The sequence below is a fragment of the Burkholderia sp. BKH01 genome, assembly GCF_025685725.1.
Taxonomy (GTDB): Bacteria; Pseudomonadota; Gammaproteobacteria; order Burkholderiales; family Burkholderiaceae; genus Burkholderia; species Burkholderia pyrrocinia_C.
This window is the reverse complement of sequence record NZ_JAOTQT010000003.1, coordinates 155,107-178,760: the sequence shown is the minus strand read 5'-3', so window position 1 is coordinate 178,760 and position 23,654 is coordinate 155,107. Positions and strand designations below refer to the sequence as shown.

The window sequence follows — 23,654 nt, the reverse complement described above, 5'->3', positions numbered from 1 at the left end:
ACCAAACACGACACCGCCCCGTGAGACGCAAGATGCCAGCGCTGAATGCGCTGAAAGCCTTCGAGATGGCCGGCCGCACCGGCAGCTTCACCCGCGCGGCCGAACTGCTCAACGTGACGCAGAGCGCGGTGAGCCGCCAGGTCCGCCAGCTCGAAGGCCAGCTCGGTGAAACCCTGCTCGAGCGCCGCCATCACCAGCTCGAACTGACGGCGGCCGGTCGCGTGTTGCTGCGCGCGCTGCAGCAATCGTTCGACAAGATCGAGCTGACCGTGCGCAGCCTGCAGGAGAAAACCCACCTGAACCGCCTGCGCGCGAACGTGCCGCCGACCTTCGCCGCGCGCTGGCTGATGCCGCGTCTCGGCCGGCTGCGCGATGCGCATCCCGAATTCGAACTGAGCCTCACGACCCGCATTCACGACAGCCTCGGCGAATCGCGCGTGCTCGACTGCGCGATCCGGTTCGGCGACGGCGAATGGGACGGCTTCGACAACGCGCTGCTGATGCAGGAACAGCATATTGCCGTCTGCGCGCCCGCGCTGTATGCGCGGCTGCGGCAGGACGGCACGCCGATCGACCTGAACCGCTTCACGCTGCTGCACGTTCTCGCGACCGACGACCAGCGCTACCTGACCTGGCAACACTGGCTGAAGGCAGCCGGCATCGCCGACGTCGACACGCGCGGCGGCTACGAATTCGACCTGCTCGACCACGCGATCCGCGCGGCGATCGACGGCCTCGGGATCACGATCGCCGACCGCCACATGGTCGCGCGCGAGCTCGCGACCGGGCAACTGATGCAGGTGCTCAACGTCCACGTCGACGGCCACCAGTCGTACTGGTTCGTCACGCGGCCCGAGCAGACGAACCTGCCGCACATCGTGCAGTTTCGCGACTGGCTGCAGCAGGAAGTGTGGCTCGCGAAGCGCCACCTCGAACCTTCGTCGCCGCTGCCACAGGTGCCGCTGGCCTAGCGCGCGATCCGGCCCCGACCCGCCCCGAACCGCGACCTCGGGCGACACCTTGCCGGCGCCCGCGCCCGCCGTCTTTCCGACCCGTCGTGAAACGCGGCCGGGCCGCCGCCCGCGCCGCGCCGCGCCACGACCGCAGCCGCCTTGCCGGACGGGCGATTCCGGCCGTTTCGCCGAGTAACGTGCGTTTTTTTCATGCTCGACGAGAAAATAAGTCGTTTGTCGTGCGCTAAACGCATGAACAGAATGACCTCTGTCCCGTGACGCGAGATCGCCGCCCGAAGCGATCCGCCCGCAATCATCGGAGGAGTCTCTTCATGCGTACCGAACGCAACTACGTGAACGGCCATTTCGTCGCCCCTGAAAGCGACGCGTTCATCGTCGTCCACGATCCCGCCACCGAAGCGCCGTTCGCGCGCGTGCCGGCCGCGACACCGGCCGACGCGCTCGCCGCCGTCGACGCCGCCGCGGCGGCGCAGAAGGCGTGGCGCAAGCTGCCGAGCGCCGAGCGTGCCACGTACCTGCACCGCTTCGCCGACGCGCTGACCGCGCGCGCGCCGGACATCGGCGCGGCGCTCGCGCAGGAATCCGGCAAGAGCGTCGAGGACGCGTCGAACGAAGCCGTTTACGCCGGCCAGATCACGCGCTACCACGCCGAGTGGGCGCGCCGGATCGAGGGCGAGATCATCCCGAGCGACACGCCCGACGAGAACCTGTTTCTGCAGCGCGAACCGATCGGCGTCGTCGCGTGCCTGATCCCGTTCAACTATCCCGTCTACACGCTGCTGCGCAAGGTCGCGCCCGCGTTGATCGCCGGCAACACCGTGGTCGTGCGGCCGAGCAACCACACGCCGGTATCGGCGTTCGAGATCGCGAAGGCCGCCGACGACGCAGGCTTCCCACCGGGCGTCGTCAACATCCTGACGATGGACCACGCGACGGCCGAGGCGCTGTGCACGCATCCGGCGGTCGGGATGATCACGCTGACGGGCAGCGTGAACGCCGGCCGCAAGGTACTCGACTACTGCAAGGCGAACATCGCGAAGCCGTCGCTCGAACTCGGCGGCAAGACGCCCGCGATCATCGAGCCCGACGCCGACCTCGAACGCGCGGCCGCCGCACTCGTCGCGTCGAAGACAACCCATTGCGGCCAGCTGTGCACGGCCATCGAGCGCGTGTACGTCCACGAAAGCGTGCACGACCGCTTCGTCGCGCTGCTGAAGGAAAAGATGGGCGCCGTACGCAGCGGCAGCCGCGCGGCCGATCCGTCGAACATGGGCCCGCTCGTCAGCGCGTCGGCGCGTGCGCACATCCACGGGATGGTCGAACGCGCGATCGCGGCAGGCGCGACGCTCGAAACCGGCGGCGTGATCCCCGACGGCCCCGGCTTCTTCTACCCGGCCACGCTGCTGACGAACTGCCGGCAGGACATGGAGATCGTGCAGGAGGAAACCTTCGGCCCGATCATGCCCGTGCTGCGCTACACGACGATCGACGAGGCCATCGGCTTCGCGAACGACCACCAGTTCGGCCTGTCGTCGGTGCTGTACACCGAGCGCTACCGCACCGCGATGACCGTCGCGAACGCGATCGAGGCAGGCGAGCTGTACGTGAACCGCACGCCGGCCGATCCGTACCAGGGCTTCCACGCGGGCTGGAAGCGCTCGGGCCTCGGCGGCGACGACGGCAAGCACGGGATGCTCGAATTCACGCAGACGCGCCTCGTCGTCATGAAGTACTGACGCAACACCGACACACCGTTTCCGGCGCGCGCATCCCGGCACCACGCCGCGCGCGCCGCCTCTGATCCGATCGAACACAAAACAAATCTACAGACCTCCGCCTGAAGGAAGTCTGATGGAGGAAGACATCATGCCGACCCAACCGTCGACGCACGCCGCGTCGCTCGCGTTGCACGACGACGCACACGCGTCGCCAAACTCGCGCCCGCAACGCTACCTGCAACTGCTGCTGCTCGTGATCGCCGCGGGCGCGATCTACCCGATGCTGTATCTGCGACAGGTGTACCAGCCGACGATGCTGCAGTTCTTCCGCATCGACGACGTGCAGCTCGGCTACCTGTATTCGTCGCTCGGCACGATTTTCCTCGTCAGCTACCTGCCGAGCGGCTGGCTCGCCGACCGCCTGTCGCCGCGCTGGCTGATCTGCTTCTCGCTGCTCGCGACCGGCGCGCTCGGGCTCGTCTACGCGACCGGGCCGTCGTTCGACACGCTCGTGCTGATCTTCGGCGGCTGGGGGCTGACCACCGGCCTCACGTTCTGGGCGGCCGTGATCAAGCGCGTGAACATGATCGCGGGCCCCGACGAACAGGGCCGCTTCTTCGGGCTGCTCGACGGCGGCCGCGGGCTCGTCGAGGCGCTGCTCGCGACGATCGCGATCACGCTGTTCGCGTACGTGACGCAAGCGCGCGGCGGCACCGATGCGGCCGGCTTCAAGCTCGTCGTGCACCTGTATGCGTTCTTCTGCATCGCGCTCGGCGTGCTGCTTGCGCTGGTGAAGGATCCGGCGCGCGCGGGCGATCGCGCGGCGGCCACGCAGCGCCGAACGGGCAACGTGCTGACCGACCTGAAGACGCTCGCGGCGATTCCCGAGCTGTGGCTCGTCGCGGCGATCGTGTTCTGCGGCTATCAGGTGTTCTGGGCGACTTACAGCTTCTCGGCGTACCTGCACGAAGGCAACTTCGGACTGAGCGCGACGGCGGCCGGCTTCATCACGACGCTCAAGCTGTGGATGCGCCCCGTCGGCGGCATCGGCGGCGGCTTCCTCGGCGACCGCGTATCGAAGCTGTCGGTGCTGTTCTGGGCGCTCGTGCTCGCGGCGCTCGCGCTCGTCGGGCTGATCGCCGCGCCGCCGCACAGCCCGCAGGCGATGCTCGTCGTGCTCGTGCTGTTTATCGGCATCCTCACCTATGCGATTCGCGGCCTGTACTGGTCGCTGCTCGACGACTGCAAGGTGCCGACGCATTGCGCGGGCCTCGCGATCGGCCTGATCTCGGTGCTCGGCTATTCGCCCGACGTGTTCGTGCCGCTGATCAACGGCTACGTGACGCAGACCTGGCCGGGCGCGCACGGCTACCAGCTTTACTTCGGCTATATCGCGGCGATCGCGCTCTGCGGCGCGGGCGCCGCCGCGTTCCTCAAATACCGCCTCAACCGCCTCAAGGAGTCCGCATGAAGATCGTTTCGCTCGAAACCCACATCGTCGCCGTGCCGCCGCCGCATGTCGGCGGGATGTACTGGATCTTCGTGAAGCTGAAGACCGACGACGGAATCGAAGGCGTCGGCGAGATCTATTCGGCGACGTTCCATCCGAAAGCGATGGGCCCGATCATCGACGACGTGTTCGACCGCTACCTGCTGAACCACGATCCGCACCACGTCGAGCGGCTGTTCCGCCAGGCGTATTCGAGCGGCTTCACGCAGCGGCCCGACCTGACGATGATGGGCGTCGTCAGCGGCCTCGAGATGGCGTGCTGGGACATCATGGGCAAGGCGGCCGGCAAGCCCGTGTACGAACTGCTCGGCGGAAAGATCCACGAGCGGCTGCGCTCGTACACGTACCTGTATCCGAAGAACGCGAACGGCGAATACGACTACGACGATCCCGACCTGGCCGCGGAATGCGCGGCCGAGAACGTGAAGCTCGGCTTCACGGCCGTCAAGTTCGACCCGGCCGGCCCGTACACGGCCTATTCGGGCCACCAGTTGTCGCTCGAGGTGCTCGACCGTTGCGAGCTGTTCTGCCGCCGCGTGCGCGAGGCCGTCGGCAGCAAGGCCGACCTGCTCTTCGGCACACACGGGCAGATGGTGCCGTCGTCGGCGATCCGGCTCGCGAAGCGGCTCGAGAAATACGATCCGCTGTGGTTCGAGGAGCCCGTGCCGCCGGGCCAGGAAGAAGCGATCGCGGAAGTCGCGAAGCACACGTCGATTCCGATCGCGACCGGCGAGCGCCTGACGACCAAGTACGAATTCCACAAGCTGCTGCAGGCGGGCGGCGCGTCGATCCTGCAACTGAACGTCGCGCGCGTGGGCGGCCTGCTCGAAGCGAAGAAGATCGCGACGCTCGCCGAAGTGCACTACGCGCAGATCGCGCCGCACCTGTACAACGGGCCGGTCGGCGCGGCCGCGAGCATCCAGCTCGCGACCTGCACGCCGAACTTCCTGATCCAGGAAAGCATCATGACGTGGGGCGGTTTCCATGCCGAAGTCGTGAAGACGCCGATCCGCTGGGAAGACGGCTACATCGTCCCGTCGAACGAGCCGGGCCTCGGCATCGAGCTCGACATGGACGTCGTGAAGCGTCACACGCCCTATACCGGCGAACGGCTGCACCTGCAGATGGGCGAGAAGCCCGTCGACGTGAAGGATCTCGCCCCCGCGAAAGGCTGACCAGGACAAACGCGACCATGACTTACGACTACATCATCGTCGGCGCGGGCTCGGCCGGCTGCATCCTCGCGAACCGCCTGAGCGAATCGGGCAGGCATTCGGTACTGCTGCTCGAGGCGGGCGAACGCGACGCGTCGTTCTGGTTCAAGGTGCCGGTCGGCTTCACGAAGACGTATTACAACCGCCGCTACAACTGGATGTACTACAGCGAGCCCGAAGCGCAGCTCGCCGGGCGCAAGCTGTACTGCCCGCGCGGCAAGGTGGTCGGCGGATCGGGCTCGATCAACGCGATGGTCTACGTGCGCGGCCAGCGCAGCGACTACGACGACTGGGCGGCAGCCGGCAATCCGGGCTGGGCGTACGACGACGTGCTGCCGTATTTCCGCAAGCTCGAAACCCATGCGGCCGGCGCGACCGATCCGCGGCATCACGGCACGACGGGGCCGATCCACATCACGTCGATGAAGGCCGACGTGCATCCGATCGTCCACGAATTCCTGAAGGGCTGCGCGCAACTGAACCTGCCGCGCACCGACGATTTCAACGGCGTGCAGTTCGAAGGCGCGGGCATCTACGACCTGAACACGAAGAACGGCGAACGCAGTTCGAGCAGCTTCGCGTACCTGCGGCCCGCGCTGGGCCGCGCGAACCTCACGCTGCGCTCGGGCGTGCTGGTGCGGCGCGTGACGTTCGACGGCACGCGCGCGACCGGCGTGGTCGTGGCCGGCGCAAACGGCGACGAAACGCTCGTCGCGGCGCGCGAGGTGATCCTCGCGGCCGGCGCCGTCGATACGCCGAAGCTGCTGCAGTTGTCGGGTGTCGGCGATCCGGCGCTGCTCGCACGCATGCACGTGCCGCTCGTGCATGCGCTGACGGCGGTGGGCCGCAACCTGCAGGACCACCTGTGCGTGAGCTTCTACTTCAGGGCGAACCGGCCGACGCTGAACGACGAGATGGGCACGCTCGTCGGCAAGCTGAAGATCGGGCTGCGCTACCTGCTGACCAAGCGCGGGCCGCTCGCGATGAGCGTGAACCAGGCCGGCGGCTTCTTCCGCGGCACGGCCGACGCGCGGGAACCGAACATCCAGATCTACTTCAACCCGCTGTCGTACCGGATTCCGAAGAGCGACCGCGCGAGCATCAAGCCCGAGCCGTATTCGGGGTTCCTGATCGCGTTCAACCCGTGCCGGCCGACGAGCCGCGGCACGATCGAGATCGCGTCGAACCGCGCGGAAGACGCCGCGAAGATCCGCATCAACGCGCTCACCACGCGGAAGGATCTCGACGAGGCCGTGCAGGGCAGCAAGGTGATCCGTGCGCTGATGCGCGCGCCGGCGCTGAAGTCGATGACCGTCGAGGAAATCTCGCCGGGGCCGCAGGTCGACTCCGACGAAGCGATGCTGCAATACTTCCGCGAGCAGTCGGGTTCGATCTACCACCTGTGCGGATCGTGCGCGATGGGGCCGGATGCGGCGACGTCGGTCGTCGATGCGTCATTGCGCGTGCACGGGCTGCAGGCGCTGCGGATCGTCGATGCGTCGGTGTTCCCGAACATCACGTCGGGCAACGTCAACGCGCCGACGATGATGGTCGCTGAGAAAGGCGCGGATCTGATCCTGGCGGATGCGTTGCGCGGCGAGATGGCCGGCGTGCGCGCGAGCGAACCGGCAACCGTCGCGCATTGACGCGACGGCTGCAGGCGAAACAGCCAGTCACGACGAAAAACGGCGCACCGCTCATCGCGGTGCGTCGTTTTTCGTTCGACGCGACGCCGACGCGTCGCCGAACACCCGCACGATGTGATCGATCATCGCGCTCATGCGCGCGGTATGCCGCAGATCCTTGTGCGTGACCATCCAGATTCGCACGTGCTGATCGATTCGGGCGTCCACATCGGCAAGATCGTGCTGACGACGGCCGTGCACCGCGCGGCCTGAGCGGGGCAAGCGGCGCGACGCGCGTCAGTTCATGCTCGTGCGCTTCTCCACGAACCTTCGCACGTAGTCGTCCGCCGGCCGTGACAGGATGTCCTCCGGCGTCCCGACCTGCACGAGCGTGCCGTCGCGCAGGATCGCGATCCGGTCGCCGATCCGCAATGCCTCGTCGAGATCGTGCGTGATGAACACGATCGTCTTCGACAGCGTCGCCTGCAGCTCGAGCAGCTGATCCTGCATCTCGGTGCGGATCAGCGGATCGAGCGCCGAAAACGCCTCGTCCATCAGCAGCACGTCGGTGTCGGCCGCCAGCGCGCGCGCCAGCCCGACGCGCTGCCGCATCCCGCCCGACAGCTCGTCCGGATAATGATCGCCGTAGCCGTCGAGCCCGACCTTCGTCAGCCAGTTGCGCGCCGCTTCGGCCGCGTCGTGGCGCTTCTCGCCGCGCGTGCGCAGCGCATACGCCGCGTTGTCGAGCACGGTCTGGTGCGGCAGCAGCCCGAAGTTCTGGAACACCATGCTGACCTTGAAGCGGCGCAGCTCGCGCAGCCCATGCGCGTCGAGCTTGATCACGTCGCTGCCGTCGATCACGATCTCGCCGGCCGTCGGCTCGATCAGCCGGTTGAAATGCCGCACGAGCGTCGACTTCCCGGAACCCGACAGCCCCATGATCACGAAGATCTCGCCCGACTCGATGCCGAGGCTCACGTCGTTGAGCCCGACGTTGCAGCCCGTTTCGGCCAGCACGTCGGCCTTGCGCTTGCCGGCCCGCAGCAGGTCGAGCACGCGCGCATGCGCCGCCTGCGGCCCGAACAGCTTGTACACGTGTTTGACGTCGATGGTCGCCATGTCTGCCTCCGTTCCTATGCGCGCGACGATTGCGTCGCCTGATTCGAATCGACGCCCGCCGACGGCGCCTTGCGCGGCAGCCGGTACGGCACGCGCGACGCGCCCTTCTGCCGGCGCTGCTGCGCGAGCCGCCGCCGGGTGCGCCGCTCCTGGCCGAAGCCCTGGCTGATCCGGTCGATCACGATCGCGAGGATCACGATCGCGAGGCCGGCCTGCGTGCCCTTGCCGACGTCGAGTGTCTGGATGCCCGCGAGCACGTCCTCGCCAAGCCCGCGCGAGCCGATCATCGACGCGATCACGACCATCGACAGCGCCATCATCGTCGTCTGGTTGATGCCGGCCATGATGCTCGGCCGCGCCAGCGGCAACTGCACGTTGACGAGCAGTTGCCAGCGCGTCGTGCCGAACGCGCGCGCGGCTTCCGTCACGTCCGGGTCGACCTGGCGGATGCCGAGATCGGTCAGGCGGATCAGCGGCGGCAGCGCGTAGATGATCGTCGCGAGGATCGCGGGCACCTTGCCGAGGCCGAACAGCATCAGCACCGGGATCAGGTACACGAAGCTCGGCAGCGTCTGCATCACGTCCAGCACCGGCAGCAGCATCCGGCGCAGCCACGCGCTGCGCGATGCGAGGATGCCGGCCGGCACGCCGATCGCGACCGACAGCACCGTCGCGACGAGCATCAGCGCGAGCGTCTGCATCAGCTTGTCCCACAGGCCGAAGCAGCCGATCGCGTAGAGCAGCAGCATGAAGAGCGCGCCGAGGCCGATGCGGCGCGTCGCATTCCACGCGATCGCGCCGACGACCAGCAGCACGAGCCACGGCGGCGCCACGCGCAGCGCGCCTTCGAGCGGCACGAGCAGGTAGCGCAGCAGCAACGTGCTGAAGTGATGGAAGCTGTCGCCGTATTGCGCGACGAAAGTCTCGAGCGCGCTGTTGACCCAGTCGGCGATCGACAGGTGCAGAAAGAAGCCGTTCATATTGATTCTCCGTCGCGCCGCGCAGGCGCGTGACGGCGGCGGCGGGCACGGGCCCGCCGCCGCGCGCAGGTTACGCGCCCTTCAGGCTGCCGGCGATCTTCTGCGCGACGTCGGCCGGCACCCATTGCTTCCACATGTCCTGGCGGGTCTTCAGGAACTGCGTGGCCATCGCCGCGCCGTCGATCTTCTTCGTCGTCATCTCGAGGATCGTCTGGTTCAGGAAGTCCATCGGAAAACGCACCTTGCCGAATACGCCGACGAGATCGGGGTTCGCATCGGCGAACGGCTTCGACACGCCGACCGTCAGCCGCGACACCATGTACGACGACGCGCACTGGTGCGTGCTGCTCTCGTCGCGCAGCGTCTTCCAGCATGCTTCGTTATAGGCCGGCATCTTCAGCGCGGCGAACTTGTATTTCGCCATCAGCGCGGCCGGACCCCAGTAATAGAACACGATCGGCGCGCCGCGCTGGTACGCGGACGCGATCGCCGCGTCGAGCGCCGCGCCCGTGCCCGGATGGAAGTTCGTATACGACTGGTCGAGCTTCAGCACGCGCAACAGGCGCGTGTTCACGCGCTCGCAGTCCCAGCCCGTCGGGCAGTTCAGGAAGCGCCCCTTGTCCGGTTCCTCCTCGTCGGCGAACACCTGCTTGTACTTCGGCAGATCGTCGATCGACACGAGCCCCGGCGCGACCGGCTTGATGTTGCGCGCCGGATCGCCCTTCACCACGTATTCGGGCACGAACCAGCCTTCCGTCGTGCCGCCCGGCAGCGTGTCGCCGATCAGCTTCACGGCGCCCGACGCGACGGCCTTCGCGGTGATCTCGCTGCGGCCCGTCCACTGCTCGGCCCAGATCTGCAGGTCGTTGCGCGCGAGCGCCGTTTCCGTCGCGGCCGTGCTGCCCGGCACGACGTCCGTCTTGCAGCCGTAACCCTTCTCCATGATCTGCCGCAGCACCTCGGTCGCGAACGACCCGCTCTCCCACGTGATGCCCGCGAAATGGACCGTCTTGCCGTCGGCGCACGCGCCGCCGGCCGCGTGGGCCGCGGGCGCGGACAGGATCGCCGCGGCGGCGAGAAGGACCGTTTTCAGTCGTCGAATCTGCATGGTGGGTCGTCTCCAAATCGAATCTGTTGTTTGTGCGTCGCGGCATGCGCGGCGACCGGCGCATCGCGAATCCCTCCACGTCCGGTCAGCCTGCATGTTTCAACCGCCAATTTGTTTAGGGAAACGAGTAATTCCGATCATTGCAATCGGCAGCGCCAATCGATCGCCGGGCGCCCCGTCAGGCCCGCCGGACGGGCCTCTCGACCGATTTCACGAGCCCGCGCGCGGCCCGGCGCGGGCCGTGTCGCGACCACGCCCGGCGGTTGCCCGGCCGGCGTCGAACCGCGGCTCCACGCGTGCGGTTTCGACTGTCGAGACCACCCGTCGCGCCCCCATCGGCGAACCCGATCCCATCCATCGAAATTACTCGCTTTCGATTCCTTTTCGGCTTGGGAAGAATGCGCGGTGTCATCGGAGGAGACACGACCCGACGCTGCCGGTCGCCGCGCTGCCGTGCATTGCGCACTTCCGGCGCCGCGCGCGCCGCGCCGGGTCGCCCCGGATGACGGGACGCGCCTCGCCGGACGCGCTCACGACAACCGATACCAGCTGGATACCCCGGAGATCTCTCAATGAACAAGAAACTGACGGCGCTCGCCGTAACGGCCGCATTCGCGTCGCCCGCGTTCGCGCAAAGCAGCGTCACGCTGTACGGCGTGATCGACGAAGGCCTGAACTACACGAACAACGTCGGCACCGGCCACGTCTACGAGATGGCGAGCGGCTACGCGCAGGGCAGCCGCTGGGGCCTGAAGGGCAGCGAGGATCTCGGCGGCGGCATGAAGGCGATCTTCCAGCTCGAGAACGGCTTCGACGTGAACAGCGGCCGGCTCAACCAGGGCGGCCGCATGTTCGGCCGCCAGGCGTACGTCGGCCTGAGCCAGGCGCAGTACGGCACGCTGACGTTCGGCCGCCAGTACGATTCCGTCGTCGACTATCTCGCGCCGACCACCGCCAACGGCAACTGGGGCGGCTACCTGCTCGCGCACCCGTTCGACAACGACAACACCGACAACTCGTTCCGGCTCGACAACACGGTGAAGTACGCGAGCCCGAACTTCGGCGGCTTCCAGTTCGGCGGCGCATACAGCTTCAGCAACAGCACGAGCTTCTCGGACAACCGCGCGTACAGCTTCGGCGCGCAATACCAGAACAACGGGCTGCTGATCGGCGCCGCGTACCTGCAGGCGAACCATCCGGGCGACGGCTCGGCCGGCGCGATCACCGCGAACGACGCGAGCTACATCGCCGAGCGCATGCGCGTGTTCGGCGCGGGCATCAACTACACGTTCGGGCCCGCGACGGTCGGCTTCGCGTATACGAACTCGAACTACAAGAACCCGACCGGCAACGGCTACCTCGGCACGCCGGGCGCGATCATCGCGCCGGGAGCGACGGTCAGCGCGATCAAGTACCAGAACTTCGAGGTGAACGGTGCATACCAGATCACGCCGGCGTTCATGGTCGGCGCGCAGTACGTGCTGTCGCTGGAGAAGTACGACGCGTCGACCGGCGACGCGAAGCCGAAGATTCACTCGGTCGGGCTGATGGCCGACTACAACCTGTCGAAGCGCACCGACGTGTACGTGCAGGCCGCGTACCAGCATATCGCCGGCGACAAGACGAACTCGATCCTCGACCAGGCGTTCATCCCCGGCACCGACGCACCGTCGTCGACATCGAACCAGGTGGCCGTGCGCCTCGCGCTGCGCCACAAGTTCTGACGCAACCCGGTTCTCCGTTCTTCACGCGACACCCGCGCCGGTCTGCCGGGGTGTCTTTGCCCGCCCGCAAGCGCAAGCCTGCCGGCGGGCTTTTTCGTGGGCGCGGCAATGCGTGATTGGCCCGCCCGAATCGATAGAAGCCGCTAGCCTGCCCCGTCAACCGTGACAGGTCGACAGTCCGCGATCCGCCGATACACTGTGTGCCGCCCCATTCGAAGGAGTGTCGCTTGAAGCATTGGCACCGCGTGCAGTTCGCCTACGCCGCCAGCAAGGCCGCAATGAGCACCGGCCCGCGCAACGCGCGGATCGACCTGCTGCGCGGCGTGTCGATCCTGCTCGTCCTGCTGCATCACTTCAACATCGCGTATCCGCTGCGCGACACGGCGCTTGCGCGCGTGCTCGGCTGGGACACGGTCCATGCAATCGTGCGCAACGGCAACTACGGCGTGACGATGTTCTTCGCGATCTCGGGCTACCTGATCACGTCGAATGCGCGCCGCCGCTGGGGCAGCCTCGGCGCGCTCGACGCGCGCGCGTTCTACGTGTCGCGCATCGCGCGCATCGTCCCGTGCCTGCTCCTGCTGCTCGCGCTCGTCAACGGCCTCGCGGCGGCCGGCGTGCCGATCTTCACGAACCATGCGCCGCAGGGCGTCGCCGTGTCGTTCTGGCTCGTGAATCTCGCGTCGCTCACGTTCTGGATGAACGTGCTGATCGGCGCGTACGGATGGGTCAACTACGCGCTCGGCGTGCTGTGGTCGCTGTCGGTCGAGGAGGTGTTCTACCTGTCGTTTCCGCTGCTGTGCATCGCGCTGCGCCGCGACGCGCGGCTGATCGCGTTCTGGCTGGTGATTGCCGCGATCGGCCCCGTGTACCGCTTCACGCATCCGGGCGACGAAGGCGGCTTCCTCTATGCGTACTTCGCGTGCTTCGACGGCATCGCGATCGGCTGCTGCACTGCATTGCTCGCCGAACGCGCGCGCTGGCAGGCGCTCGCGGCGGCGCCCGTGCAATGGCTCGCGGCAGCGGCAATGACGGCGCTCTATCTCGCGTGGCCGATCGCGGAAAGCCATGTGATCGGGGTATCCGCAATGGCGCTCGGCACCGGCGTGCTGCTGATCGGCGCGCATGCGGAACACGAACGCGCGCATGGCCGCGCGTTCGCGCCGCTGCGCTGGAGCGGCCGGCTCAGCTACGAGCTGTATCTGTTCCACCTGATCGTGCTCGGCACGCTGCGCACGTTCTGGCCGCCGTCTGCCACGCATGGTGACGGCAAGCTGGCGTTGCTCGTCGCGTATCTGGTGCTGTCGGCCGGGTTGAGCGCGGTCATCGCGCGCGGCTATGCGACACCGCTCGACCGCGTCATCAAACGGGTCGCGTCGCGGCCCGTGGCGCGCGTGCCGAACGGCGCGCGCTTCTAGCGCTTCGTCGGCGCTCCCCGTCGGATGCGGCTGGAAAAGGAAAAAAACCGGCCAGGCCCCGGCCGTATCGCACGACGATACCGGCCGCCCTGACCGCAAGCCTCGCTTGCGAATCTTCGATCGACCGCGACCGCGTCATCGGTCGCGCGTCGGTCAATCCAGGTAGTCCGCGTATTCCTTGTGCGCATAACCGGCAAGCGCCTGCCACGGCAACGGCGCCCGTCGCGCAGCCTGCTCCTGCGTCAGCGTCAGCTTGCGCACGACACGGCCGTCGGCACTCCGGTATTCGACCGACAGCGGCGCCTGCAGCCGTTCGCTCCACAGGATCCGGTTCACGCCGCGCGCGCCGGGCGTGTCGACCGCCTGCTCGTACCAGCGGGTGCCGGGCGCATCGCCGGGCTTCGCCGCGCCGAGCCGCTTCAGCTGCGACGGCGGCGTCACGTAGTACGCGTTGTCCCACGAGCCGTCGAAGCCCGTGGTTTCGTACTCGGCCGGCGGCACGCTGACGACCGTGCGGGTCGCCGCGTCCACATACTCGATGCGCGCCGTCTTGCCGTCGTACGTGACGTGACGTGCGGCTGCCTGGAAGTTGAAATGCTTGTGTCCGGCATGGGCTGCGGCCGGCTGCACGCCGGCGCGCAACGGGTCCTGGCGCACACGGCCCGCGTCGTGGTCATGGTCGTGATCGTCGTCATGCCCGCCGCCCGCCGCCGCGACGGGCAGCAGGCGCTCGACCCACACGTGCCCGTCGCGCCGAACCATCCGTTCGCGATACATCGTCGTGCGCGTCACGCCGTCGGCCGTGACCGTGCGGCTTTCGTGCAGCAGCACCGCATCGAGATCCGCCGCCGCAAAAGCGGGGAGCACGGCCAGCCCGCACGCGAGCGCGCAGAGGAAGTGACGTTTCATCGGAGGTTCCCGTTCATCATGAAGCTGCCGGCATCAGAAACCGAACGCCGATCGCACGAGACCGAACACCTTCGTGTTGTCGATCGTGCCCTTGAACGCCTTCGCGTCCGCGCCGTCGGCAAACAGCATCACGTCGCCGCCGCCGTGCGTCTCCGAGCCCGCGCTACCCATCCGCACGCCGACTTCCTGCAGGTACGCGTCGTTCATCGCCGTGGCCGAATCGACCGGCGCGCGCACGTTCGGCCGGTTCGCGCCATTGCCGAACACCAGCGTCGTATAGGTATTGCCGTCGGCATCCTTGCTCGGCTGGCCGTCGCGATAGTTGCGGCTGATGTCGAGAATCGGATTGCCGCGCTTCGAATAACCGTTGATCGTCATCGTGTGGTCGTGGTCGGCCGTCACGACGATCAGCGTGTTCGACAGGTCGACCTTCGACAGCGCGACGCGGATCGCTTCGTCGAACGCCGCCGTATCCTCGAGCGCGCGCTTCGCGTTGGTGCCATGCAGCGCATGATCGATCCGGCCGCTCTCGACCATCAGGAAATAGCCGTTCGAATTCTTCGACAGCACGTCGATCGCCTTTGACGTCATGTCCGCGAGGCTCGGCTGCGTCGGCCCTTCGCCCTTGCCTGCGACGCGATCCAGCTCGTACTCGAGATGGCTCGTCGAACTGAACAAACCGACCAGCTTGCCGTTGCCGGCCTGCGCGAGCTGATCCTTCGTAGCCACGACCGTGTAGCCCTTCGTCTTCATCTCGTCGAGCAGGTTGCGCCCGTCGGCGCGCCCGCGCTTGTTCGCGACCGGATCGAACGGCGTCCAGTGATTGCGGCCGCCGCCCATCAGCACGTCGACGCCGTCGCCGAGCGCCGCGTTGTAGCCGGCACCGCCCGGCGCCGCCTGCGCGGCGATGTCGTACTGCGCATCGCGATGGCAGATGTGCGAATAGGTTGCGGCGGGCGTCGCGTGCGTGAGCTCGGTCGTCGTGATCGCGCCGACCGCCTTGCCGCGCGCCTTCGCCAGCTCCAGCAGCGTCGCGACCGGCTGGCCGTTGCCCGGCGCGCAGTTGTTGACGGTCTTGTTGCCGTTGGCGTCGCTGCCCGGCGCGACCGCGCGCGCGTCGGACGACATCGACAGCACCTCGTTGTTCATCTTCACGCCGGTCATGTACGCGGCCATCGACGGTGCGCTGTCGGTGGTCTGCGCGTCGTTCGAGAAGGTCTTGACGCGCGCGGTGCGGGCCAGCTTCTCCATCGTCAGTTGCCCCGACTCGCCGACCTTGTAGATCCGGCTCGCCGTCACGGTCGTCGGCCCCATGCCGTCGCCGAGAAAGAAAATCACGTTCTTCGCCTGGCCGGCGGCCTGCGCCGGGCCGCATGCGAAACCCACGACGGCCAACGCCGCCGCGATGCACTTGATGGTCGACATCCTGTATTCCCCTGTACCCGTGTTGTCGGCGCTCAAAGCTGCACCGCGTTGCGCACCAGCTCGAAGACCTTGTTGTTCTCGATCACGCCGTGGAACGCATCCGCGCCGCGGCCGATCGCACCGAGGAACACATCCGTGCCGCCGTGCGTCTCGCTGCCCTTGTCCATCCGCACGGCCGCCTCCTGGCGATAATCGTCGGCGCCCGTCACCGCGTCGGTGAGCGCGGTGCCCGCGCGGCTGCCCTGCACGCGGTTCTCGCCGTTGCCGAAGCCGATGATCGTGTATGGCGCGCCGTCCGCGTCCTTCGCGACCGCGCCCGTCTGATAGCTGCGCAGCACGCCCAGCACGCCGGGCTTGCCCGCTTCGGTCTTGCCGGTGCGCGCCGCATAGCCGTTCAGCACCAGCGTGTGATCGTGATCGGCCGTGACGACGATCAGCGTGTTCTTCAGGTCGGGATCGGTCTTGCGCACCTTGTCGAGCGTCGCCTTGATCGCGTTGTCGAACGCGACCGTGTCCTGCAGCGCGCGCTTCGCATTGGTGTCGTGCAGCGCGTGATCGATCCGGCCGCCCTCGACCATCAGGAAATAGCCGTTCGGGTTGTTCTGCAGCACGTCGAGCGCGCGCGTCGCCATGTCGGCGAGGCTCGGTTCCTTCGTCGCGCCACGATCGAGGTCGTAGCTCATGTGGCTCGACGAAAACAGGCCGACCAGCTTCCCGCTCTTCGTCGCATCCGCGGCCAGCAGGTCGTCGCGGTTCTGCGCGAACGCGTAACCCTTGGCCTTCAGTTCGTTGACGAGGTTGCGCCCGTCGGTGCGCTTGCCGCCGCCGTCCTTCGGTACGAAGAATTGCGTGCCGCCGCCGAGCACGACGTCGACACCGTCGCCGAGCGCGCCGTTGTAGCCCGCGCCGCCCGGCACGAGCTGGGCCGCGATGTCGTTCTCGGCGTCGCGATGGCACACGTGCGCGTAGGTCGCGGCCGGCGTCGCGTGCGTGACGCGCGTGGTCGTCACGACACCGGTGGCCATCCCCTTCGCCTTCGCGATCTCGAGCAGCGTCGACACCGATTTGCCGTTGCTCGCGCCGCAGTTGCCGGTGAGGCCGGCGGTCGGCTCGATCGCCTTCGTGTCGGGCGACATCGAGATCACTTCGTTGTTGGTCTTGACGCCGGTCATGTACGCCGACATCGACGGCGCGCTGTCCGTCACCTGTGCATCGTTGGAATAGGTCTTCACGAACGCGGATTCGGGCAGCGTGTCGATCGTGAGCGCGCCGTCTTCACCGACCGCATAGATGCGCGCGGCCGTCAGCGTCGTCATCCCCATGCCGTCGCCGAGGAAAAAGATCACGTTGCGCGCCGCCGCCTGCACGGGCGCGGGCGTCGAGCTGGTCGGGCCGTCGTCGCTGTTGCATCCGGCAAGCCCAAAGGCGCCGGCACACAGCAGCGCCGCCATTTTGATTCGATTCATGTTGCCGGTTCCCCCCGGTGTTGCTGCTTTCGAAATGAAAGGCGATGGTAGGAACCTGATGTGACGGCAAGATGAATGGGAATTGGAAGGATCTGTATGACCTATGAAAGAAACCGGCACGGCGCCGTGTCCGGGCGCCCCGCGCGCGGCCGCGTCAATCGGCGTGTTCGGTGGCGGCGCTGCGCACGGTCACGATGCGCGCGGGCGGAATATTTGCCCAGACGATACGACTGCCGCAGGCGACAAATGCCGAATCGCCCAGCGGATGACGGCCGGGCGAGCGCAAGTCGTAGGTGAATTGAACCATCACGCCATCGGCCGACAGCACACGACGGCATTGATCGACGATGGCCGTCACGTCCTCGCGCGGCAGCGTGCGCAACGGCAGGCACGACACGATCGCATCGACCCGCGCGGCGGGCGGCAGCAGCCGCTCGAGCTGCCGCGCATCGCCCCACACGATCGACACATCCGGAAAGCGTCGCCGCAGGTGCTGCACGAACGCCGGCGAACGCTCGACCACGACGAGGCGCCGTGGCGCGACGCCGCGTTCGAGCAACGCCGCGGTGATCGCGCCGGTGCCGCCGCCGAGTTCGACGACCAGCCCGTCGCCGTCCGGCACCGCGCCGGCCATCTCGCGCGCCAGATGCCGCGAACTCGGGCACAACGCGCCCACCGCGGCCGGGCGGCCGACCCACTCGCGCACGAACAGTGCCGAGACGCGCCACACGTTTGGCCAGATCATTGGCCGGCCTTGAGCGGTTGCGCCGTCGGCTTCGACGTGCCGACGGCTTCGTGGAACAGGGCTGCGGCGACACGGGGCTTTTTCACGTGCATCCTCCTGGACGAATCGTTCCGTCGCAGGAAGAGCGACGATCAAATCGATTCTAGGAAACGCAAACTTAAGGCGACGTGAAGATTGTCCCTAATAGCCTGCGCCGCCGTATCCGTGAGTGGGCCGCCGACGGGAGCGAAGCAGCGTGACCGATCGGGAACGAACGGCACGCCGCATCGCGCGCGGCACCACCTCACCTCAGGTTGGTTCTCGCCAGCTCGACGATCTCGTCGCCGCGCCCGCTCAGGATCGCGCGCAGCATGAACAGACTGAAGCCCTTCGCATGCGCGATCTCGATCTTCGGCGGCATCGCGAGCTCGTATTTCGACGTGACGACGTCGACCACCGCCGGCCCGTCGTGCGCGAACGCCGTGCGCAATGCCTGCTCGACGTTCTCCGAATGCTCGACGCGTACGCTGAAGATACCCGCGCCCTTCGCGATCGCCGCGAAATCGGTCGGGCTCAGGTCGACGTTGGTATTGAGATAACCGGCCGCCTTCAGCTCCATCGACACGAAGCCGAGCAGGCTGTTGTTGTACACGACGATCTTGATCGGCAGGTTGAGCTGGCGCGCGCTCAGCAGATCGCCGAGCAGCATCGACAGCCCGCCGTCGCCGGACAGCGACACCACCTGCCGCCCCGGATGCGCACCCTGCGCGCCGAGCGCCTGCGGCATCGCGTTCGCCATCGACCCGTGGTTGAACGAGCCGTGCAGTTGCCGCTTGCCGTTCATCGTCAGGTAGCGCGCGGCCCACAGCGTCGGCGTGCCGACGTCGGCCGTGAAGATCGCGTCGTCGGCCGCGACTTCGTCGACGAGCTTCGTCAGGTATTGCGGATGGATTGCGCGGCCCGGCGGCTCGGCCACCGCGAGATCGTCGAGCCCCTTGCGCGCGGCCGCGTAATGCTTCAGCGCATTCTCGAGGAAGCGCCGCTGCGTCTTGCGTGTCAGGCGCGGCAGCAGCGCGGCGATGGTTTCCTTCACGGTGCCGACGAGGCCGAGCGCGAGCGGCGCGCGGTGGCCGAGCTGCGAACCCTTCCAGTCGATCTGCGCGATCTTCGCGTTCGACGGATAGAACGGCCGGTATGGGAAATCCGTGCCGAGCATCAGCAGCGTGTCGCACGATTCCATCGCGTGATAACCGGAACTGAAGCCGATCAGCCCCGTCATTCCGACATCGAACGGGTTGTCCCATTCGACGAACTGCTTGCCGCGCAGCGCATGCACGACCGGCGCGCCGAGCGTGTCGGCCAGCGCGACCACTTCGTCGTGCGCGCCCTGCGTGCCGCTGCCGCACAGCAGCGTGACCGCGTCGGAGCCGTTCAGCAAGGCCGCGAGCCGGTCGAGATCGGCCTCGGCCGGCAGGATCGACGGCGGCGCCGATTCGCTCCACGCCGGCGCCTCTTCCGGGCCGTCGCCGAGCGCGATGTCGCCCGGCAGCACGATCACCGCGACGCCGCGTTCCTCGATCGCGGTGCGCATCGCGCGCGCGAGCACGCGCGGGAACTGCGACGCGTTGGTCACCAGCTCCGCGAAGTGGCTGCACTCGCGGAACAGCTCCTGCGGATGGGTTTCCTGGAAGTAGCCGAGCCCGATTTCGGTCGACGGGATGTGCGCGGCGATCGCGAGCACCGGCTGGTGATTGCGGTGGCAGTCGTACAGCCCGTTGATCAGGTGCAGGTTGCCGGGGCCGCAGCTGCCCGCGCACACCGCGAGCCGCCCGGTCGACGCGGCATCCGCGCCGGCCGCGAACGCGGCGCTTTCCTCGTGCCGCGTGTGCATCCAGCGGATCGAGCCGATCTGGGCCAGGCTGAACGACAGGCCGTTCAGGCTGTCGCCCGTCACGCCCCAGATACGCTCGACGCCCGCCGCCGCCAGCGTCTTCGCCAGGTATTCCGCCATCGTCTGTCTTGCCATCACGCCCTCACTCGTTGATTGATCGAGACATGCATGAACCGGCCGTGCGTTCGCACGTTTCGCCGACCGGACGAGCATACGCGCCTGGCCCGCGCCGCGTCGCGACGGTGCAACCGGGCCGACCGCCGTATGAGGCGCACGCACGCGATTGGTTCGATCCGTCGCCGCGCCGCGCGGCCGGTGACATCGTTTCGTCATCGTCTCGTCACCGTCGCGCAGGCGAACGGACAGGCTGGCTGGCGCCGCGCTCAGCTCCAGTCGGACGCCGACTCGTCCGGATCGACGAGCGTGAGCCCCGCCGCCGGCAGCGGCAGCGCGGTCTTGTAGCGCACCTGCTTCAGCGCGAAGCTCGACCGGATGTTCGACACGCCGGGAATGGTCGTGAGCCGCTCGATGATGAAACGCTCGAGCGTGCGCATGTCGGGCATCACGACGCGCAGCAGATAGTCGGCGTCGCCCGACATCAAATAGCACTCCATCACCTCGGGCCGCTGCGAGATCGCCTCCTCGAAGCGCTGCAGCGCGTCCTCGACCTGCTTCTCGAGGCTGACCTGGATGAACACGTTGATCCGCAGCCCGAGCGGCTCGGGATCGAGCAGCGTGACCTGCTGCCGGAACAGCCCGAGTTTCTCCAGCGCGCGCACGCGGTTGAAGCACGGCGTGGCCGACAGGTTCACCGCGCGCGCGAGTTCCGCGTTCGTGATCCGCGCGTTCTGCTGAAGCTGGTTCAGGATGCCGATGTCGATGCGGTCGAGCCGCTTGGGGGAGGCGCTCATAGTCTGAATATTCCTGATCTCGCGACGATTCCGGAATATTTACACTATCCGGCGGCAAATTCCCAATGAATTCAGACGCATATTTTGCGGATCGACGCGTAGCATGAGTCCCATTGATGCGTGCCGCCGACGGCGCGCGGGAGACTCGCATGACGGATCTGTCGAACGGTATCGAACACGCGCAGCGCGCGGCCCTCGCGCGCACCGATGCGGACCCGGAAGAAACCGCCGAATGGCTCGACGCGCTCGACGCGGTGGTCGCGCACGTCGGTCGCGACCGCGCGCAATACCTGTTCGACCGGCTCGCCGAGCATGCGCGCGCAACCGGCCTCGCGTCACCGCGCACGCCCGTCACGCGCTACCTGAACACGATTGAGCTCGCCGAGCAGCCGACGTATCCGGGCGACCTCGACCTCGAGGAACGGCTGTCGGCCGCGCTGCGCTGGAACGCGCTCGCGATGGTCGTGCGCGCGAACCGCGCGTACGGCGAACTCGGCGGCCACATCGCGAGCTATGCATCGGCGTCCGACCTGTTCGAGACCGGCTTCAACCACTTCTTCCGCGCGGCGTCGCCCGCGACCGGCGACGCATCCGGCACGGCCGGCGGCGATCTCGTGTACTTCCAGCCGCATTCGTCGCCGGGCGTCTATGCGCGCGCATATCTCGAAGGCTTCCTCACCGAGGATCACCTGAAGCATTACCGCCGCGAAATCGCCGGCCCGGGCCTGTGCTCGTATCCGCACCCGTGGCTGATGCCCGATTTCTGGCAGTTCCCGACCGGCTCGATGGGGATCGGCCCGATCAATGCGATCTACCAGGCGCGCTTCATGCGCTACCTGCAGCATCGCGGCCTCGCGAACACCGCGGGCCGCACCGTGTGGGGCTTTTTCGGCGACGGCGAGATGGACGAACCCGAATCGCTCGGCGCGCTGTCGCTCGCCGCGCGCGAGGGGCTCGACAACCTCCTGTTCGTGATCAACTGCAACCTGCAGCGGCTCGACGGCCCGGTGCGCGGCAACGGCCGCGTGATCGACGAACTCGAAGCGCAGTTCGCGGGCGCCGGCTGGAACACGATCAAGGTGCTGTGGGGCTCCGACTGGGATCCGCTGTTCGCGCGCGACCACGCGGGCGCGCTCGCACGCGCGTTCGCCAATACGGTCGACGGGCAGTTCCAGACCTTCTCCGCGAACGACGGCGCATACAACCGCGCGCGCTTCTTCAGCCAGGATCCCGCGCTCGAAGCGCTCGCCGCACAGCTCACCGATGCGGAGATCGACCGCCTGCGCCGCGGCGGCCACGACGCGCGCAAGCTGCACGCCGCGTATGCGCGCGCACTCGCGCATCGCGGCCAGCCGACCGTGATCCTCGCGAAGACGATGAAGGGTTACGGGATGGGCGCGGCCGGCCAGGGCCGGATGACGACCCATCAGCAGAAGAAGCTCGACGTCGACGATCTGAAGGCGTTCCGCGACCGCTTCCGGTTGCCGCTGTCGGACAGCGACGTCGAACAGTTGACGTTTTACAAGCCAGCGGAAGACAGCCCGGAAATGCGTTACCTGCATGCCCGCCGGGCTGCCCTGGGAGGCTATCTGCCCAGAAGGCGGACAGCGGCATCGAAGGGGCTGACCGTCCCTTCGATGCCGGCCTGGGGAGCGTTCGCGCTGGACGCGGCCGGCCGCGAGATGTCGACGACGATGGCGCTCGTGCGCATGCTCGCCGCGTTGATCAAGGATCGCGACATCGGCTCGCGCGTCGTGCCGATCGTGGCCGACGAAGCGCGCACGTTCGGCATGGCCAGCCTGTTCCGGCAGGTCGGCATCTACTCGCCGCTCGGCCAGCGCTACGAGCCCGAGGACCTCGGCTCGATGCTCTACTACCGCGAGGACACACGCGGCCAGATCCTCGAGGAAGGTATTTCGGAAGCGGGCGCGATCTCGTCGTGGATCGCCGCCGCGACGTCGTACAGCGTGCACGACCTGCCGATGCTGCCGTTCTACATCTACTACTCGATGTTCGGCTTCCAGCGCATCGGCGACCTGATCTGGGCCGCTGCCGACCAGCGCTCGCGCGGCTTCCTGATCGGCGCGACGTCGGGCCGCACGACGCTCGGCGGCGAGGGCCTGCAGCACCAGGACGGCAGCAGCCACCTCGCCGCGTCGACGATCCCGAACTGCCGCGCGTACGATCCGGCGTTCGCATACGAAGTCGCGACGATCGTCGATGCGGGCATGCGCGAGATGGTCGAGCAGCAGCGCGACGTGTTCTATTACGTGACCGTCATGAACGAGAACTACGCGCAGCCCTCGATGCCCGACGACGAGCCGGCCGCGCGGCGCGAAGGCATCCTGAAGGGCATGCACCGGCTGCCGTCCGGTTCGAGCGCAACGGCACGCGTGCAATTGCTCGGCTCGGGCGCGATCCTCGGCGAAGTGCTCGCCGCGCAGCGGATGCTGAAGGACGACTGGGGCATCGATTCCGCCGTGTGGAGCGTCACGAGCTTCAGTGAATTGCAACGCGACGGGATGGAAGCCGAGCGTCGCACGCGGCTCGACGACGACGCGCAGTCGACGCCGTACGTCACCGCCGCGCTCGCCACGACGCGCGGGCCCGTGATCGCCGCGACCGACTACGTGCGCGCGGTGCCCGAACTGATCCGCGCATACGTGCCGCGCCGCTACGTGACGCTCGGCACCGACGGGTTCGGCCGCAGCGACACGCGCGACGCGCTGCGCGCGTTCTTCGAGGTCGATCGCGCGAGCATCGTGCTCGCCGCGCTGAAGGCGCTGGCGGATGACGGAGAACTCGATGCGACTATCGTGCGCGACGCGCGAGAGCGTCTCGGCAAGTCGGCATATCCAGGCGTCGCGCCATGGCAGCGCTGACCGGACGACGCGACCGCGCAGCAGCCGACGACGATTCGTCGACCAAAACAATACGG

Annotated in this window: 17 protein-coding genes; 8 read left to right on the top strand and 9 right to left on the bottom strand. The window is 67.6% G+C overall.

Annotated elements, in window-relative coordinates; translation table 11 throughout:
- Window positions 1-32: 32 nt before the first annotated feature.
- The 5 genes from OEJ37_RS06415 to OEJ37_RS06395 all read left to right on the top strand — a co-directional run bounded on the left by OEJ37_RS06415 (window position 33) and on the right by OEJ37_RS06395 (window position 7,062).
- Window positions 33-971 carry a LysR substrate-binding domain-containing protein gene (locus tag OEJ37_RS06415; RefSeq protein ID WP_175016719.1) on the top strand — a complete coding sequence of 313 codons (939 nt, stop codon included), beginning with the start codon at window positions 33-35 and terminating at the stop codon, window positions 969-971.
- A gap of 314 nt (window positions 972-1,285) precedes the next feature.
- Window positions 1,286-2,710 carry an aldehyde dehydrogenase gene (gene aldA / locus OEJ37_RS06410; RefSeq protein ID WP_263343586.1) on the top strand — a complete coding sequence of 475 codons (1,425 nt, stop codon included), beginning with the start codon at window positions 1,286-1,288 and terminating at the stop codon, window positions 2,708-2,710.
- 130 nt (window positions 2,711-2,840) lie between these two features.
- Window positions 2,841-4,163, top strand: a complete 1,323-nt coding sequence (locus OEJ37_RS06405; protein ID WP_263343584.1) for an MFS transporter — start codon at window positions 2,841-2,843, stop codon at window positions 4,161-4,163.
- The gene (locus tag OEJ37_RS06400) at window positions 4,160-5,377 is read left to right on the top strand and encodes a mandelate racemase/muconate lactonizing enzyme family protein (RefSeq protein ID WP_263343583.1); all 1,218 of its coding nucleotides are present in this window, start codon (window positions 4,160-4,162) and stop codon (window positions 5,375-5,377) included. Before OEJ37_RS06405 ends, OEJ37_RS06400 begins: the two co-directional genes overlap by 4 nt.
- Before the next feature lie 17 nt (window positions 5,378-5,394).
- A complete protein-coding gene (locus tag OEJ37_RS06395; RefSeq protein WP_263343582.1) occupies window positions 5,395-7,062 on the top strand; it encodes a GMC family oxidoreductase in 1,668 nt (555 codons plus the stop codon).
- 276 nt (window positions 7,063-7,338) lie between these two features.
- Here OEJ37_RS06395 and OEJ37_RS06390 read toward each other — a convergent pair whose 3' ends face one another.
- The 3 genes from OEJ37_RS06390 to OEJ37_RS06380 all read right to left on the bottom strand — a co-directional run bounded on the left by OEJ37_RS06390 (window position 7,339) and on the right by OEJ37_RS06380 (window position 10,248).
- Window positions 7,339-8,160, bottom strand: coding sequence for a glycine betaine/L-proline ABC transporter ATP-binding protein (locus OEJ37_RS06390; RefSeq protein WP_263343581.1), 822 nt, complete (start codon window positions 8,158-8,160; stop codon window positions 7,339-7,341).
- 14 nt (window positions 8,161-8,174) lie between these two features.
- Window positions 8,175-9,140 carry an ABC transporter permease gene (locus tag OEJ37_RS06385; protein WP_263343580.1) on the bottom strand — a complete coding sequence of 322 codons (966 nt, stop codon included), beginning with the start codon at window positions 9,138-9,140 and terminating at the stop codon, window positions 8,175-8,177.
- Between the two features lie 70 nt (window positions 9,141-9,210).
- Window positions 9,211-10,248, bottom strand: coding sequence for an ABC transporter substrate-binding protein (locus tag OEJ37_RS06380; protein ID WP_174416727.1), 1,038 nt, complete (start codon window positions 10,246-10,248; stop codon window positions 9,211-9,213).
- Window positions 10,249-10,820: 572 nt separating this feature from the next.
- Here OEJ37_RS06380 and OEJ37_RS06375 point away from each other — a divergent pair.
- Together OEJ37_RS06375 and OEJ37_RS06370 are read left to right on the top strand one after the other, a co-directional pair.
- On the top strand, window positions 10,821-11,972 hold the full coding sequence (locus OEJ37_RS06375) for a porin (protein ID WP_174416728.1): 1,152 nt from the start codon (window positions 10,821-10,823) through the stop codon (window positions 11,970-11,972).
- A gap of 278 nt (window positions 11,973-12,250) precedes the next feature.
- Window positions 12,251-13,390 carry an acyltransferase family protein gene (locus tag OEJ37_RS06370; RefSeq protein WP_263343858.1) on the top strand — a complete coding sequence of 380 codons (1,140 nt, stop codon included), beginning with the start codon at window positions 12,251-12,253 and terminating at the stop codon, window positions 13,388-13,390.
- A 153-nt stretch (window positions 13,391-13,543) separates the two neighbouring features.
- Here the strand turns inward: OEJ37_RS06370 and OEJ37_RS06365 are convergent, their stop codons facing one another.
- The 6 genes from OEJ37_RS06365 to OEJ37_RS06340 all read right to left on the bottom strand — a co-directional run bounded on the left by OEJ37_RS06365 (window position 13,544) and on the right by OEJ37_RS06340 (window position 20,716).
- Window positions 13,544-14,299 carry a hypothetical protein gene (locus OEJ37_RS06365; protein WP_263343579.1) on the bottom strand — a complete coding sequence of 252 codons (756 nt, stop codon included), beginning with the start codon at window positions 14,297-14,299 and terminating at the stop codon, window positions 13,544-13,546.
- Between the two features lie 33 nt (window positions 14,300-14,332).
- Window positions 14,333-15,724 (bottom strand): alkaline phosphatase, encoded by a 1,392-nt coding sequence (locus OEJ37_RS06360; protein ID WP_263343577.1) that lies wholly within the window; start codon window positions 15,722-15,724, stop codon window positions 14,333-14,335.
- 32 nt (window positions 15,725-15,756) lie between these two features.
- Window positions 15,757-17,190: an alkaline phosphatase gene (locus OEJ37_RS06355; protein ID WP_174416731.1), complete on the bottom strand. Its 1,434-nt coding sequence runs from the start codon at window positions 17,188-17,190 to the stop codon at window positions 15,757-15,759.
- Window positions 17,191-17,344: 154 nt separating this feature from the next.
- Window positions 17,345-17,935 carry a class I SAM-dependent methyltransferase gene (locus OEJ37_RS06350; RefSeq protein ID WP_174416732.1) on the bottom strand — a complete coding sequence of 197 codons (591 nt, stop codon included), beginning with the start codon at window positions 17,933-17,935 and terminating at the stop codon, window positions 17,345-17,347.
- 283 nt (window positions 17,936-18,218) lie between these two features.
- Window positions 18,219-19,940, bottom strand: coding sequence for a ubiquinone-dependent pyruvate dehydrogenase (gene poxB / locus OEJ37_RS06345; protein WP_263343575.1), 1,722 nt, complete (start codon window positions 19,938-19,940; stop codon window positions 18,219-18,221).
- A gap of 248 nt (window positions 19,941-20,188) precedes the next feature.
- Window positions 20,189-20,716, bottom strand: coding sequence for an Lrp/AsnC family transcriptional regulator (locus OEJ37_RS06340; protein ID WP_006749407.1), 528 nt, complete (start codon window positions 20,714-20,716; stop codon window positions 20,189-20,191).
- 149 nt (window positions 20,717-20,865) lie between these two features.
- On the opposite strand from OEJ37_RS06340, the gene mdeB reads away from it, so the two are divergent.
- Entirely contained in the window at window positions 20,866-23,598 is a 2,733-nt protein-coding gene (gene mdeB, locus OEJ37_RS06335) for an alpha-ketoglutarate dehydrogenase (protein ID WP_263343572.1), read from the top strand.
- Window positions 23,599-23,654: the final 56 nt, after the last annotated feature.

Excerpts from the sequence above, each read along its gene's own strand:
- OEJ37_RS06415 (WP_175016719.1), top strand. The coding sequence starts at position 33 with ATGCCAGCGCTGAATGCGCTGAAAGCCTTCGAGATGGCCGGCCGCACC.
- aldA (WP_263343586.1), top strand. The coding sequence starts at position 1,286 with ATGCGTACCGAACGCAACTACGTGAACGGCCATTTCGTCGCCCCTGAA.
- OEJ37_RS06405 (WP_263343584.1), top strand. The coding sequence starts at position 2,841 with ATGCCGACCCAACCGTCGACGCACGCCGCGTCGCTCGCGTTGCACGAC.
- OEJ37_RS06400 (WP_263343583.1), top strand. The coding sequence starts at position 4,160 with ATGAAGATCGTTTCGCTCGAAACCCACATCGTCGCCGTGCCGCCGCCG.
- OEJ37_RS06395 (WP_263343582.1), top strand. The coding sequence starts at position 5,395 with ATGACTTACGACTACATCATCGTCGGCGCGGGCTCGGCCGGCTGCATC.
- OEJ37_RS06390 (WP_263343581.1), bottom strand. The coding sequence starts at position 8,160 with ATGGCGACCATCGACGTCAAACACGTGTACAAGCTGTTCGGGCCGCAG.
- OEJ37_RS06385 (WP_263343580.1), bottom strand. The coding sequence starts at position 9,140 with ATGAACGGCTTCTTTCTGCACCTGTCGATCGCCGACTGGGTCAACAGC.
- OEJ37_RS06380 (WP_174416727.1), bottom strand. The coding sequence starts at position 10,248 with ATGCAGATTCGACGACTGAAAACGGTCCTTCTCGCCGCCGCGGCGATC.
- OEJ37_RS06375 (WP_174416728.1), top strand. The coding sequence starts at position 10,821 with ATGAACAAGAAACTGACGGCGCTCGCCGTAACGGCCGCATTCGCGTCG.
- OEJ37_RS06370 (WP_263343858.1), top strand. The coding sequence starts at position 12,251 with ATGAGCACCGGCCCGCGCAACGCGCGGATCGACCTGCTGCGCGGCGTG.
- OEJ37_RS06365 (WP_263343579.1), bottom strand. The coding sequence starts at position 14,299 with ATGAAACGTCACTTCCTCTGCGCGCTCGCGTGCGGGCTGGCCGTGCTC.
- OEJ37_RS06360 (WP_263343577.1), bottom strand. The coding sequence starts at position 15,724 with ATGTCGACCATCAAGTGCATCGCGGCGGCGTTGGCCGTCGTGGGTTTC.
- OEJ37_RS06355 (WP_174416731.1), bottom strand. The coding sequence starts at position 17,190 with ATGAATCGAATCAAAATGGCGGCGCTGCTGTGTGCCGGCGCCTTTGGG.
- OEJ37_RS06350 (WP_174416732.1), bottom strand. The coding sequence starts at position 17,935 with ATGATCTGGCCAAACGTGTGGCGCGTCTCGGCACTGTTCGTGCGCGAG.
- poxB (WP_263343575.1), bottom strand. The coding sequence starts at position 19,940 with ATGGCAAGACAGACGATGGCGGAATACCTGGCGAAGACGCTGGCGGCG.
- OEJ37_RS06340 (WP_006749407.1), bottom strand. The coding sequence starts at position 20,716 with ATGAGCGCCTCCCCCAAGCGGCTCGACCGCATCGACATCGGCATCCTG.
- mdeB (WP_263343572.1), top strand. The coding sequence starts at position 20,866 with ATGACGGATCTGTCGAACGGTATCGAACACGCGCAGCGCGCGGCCCTC.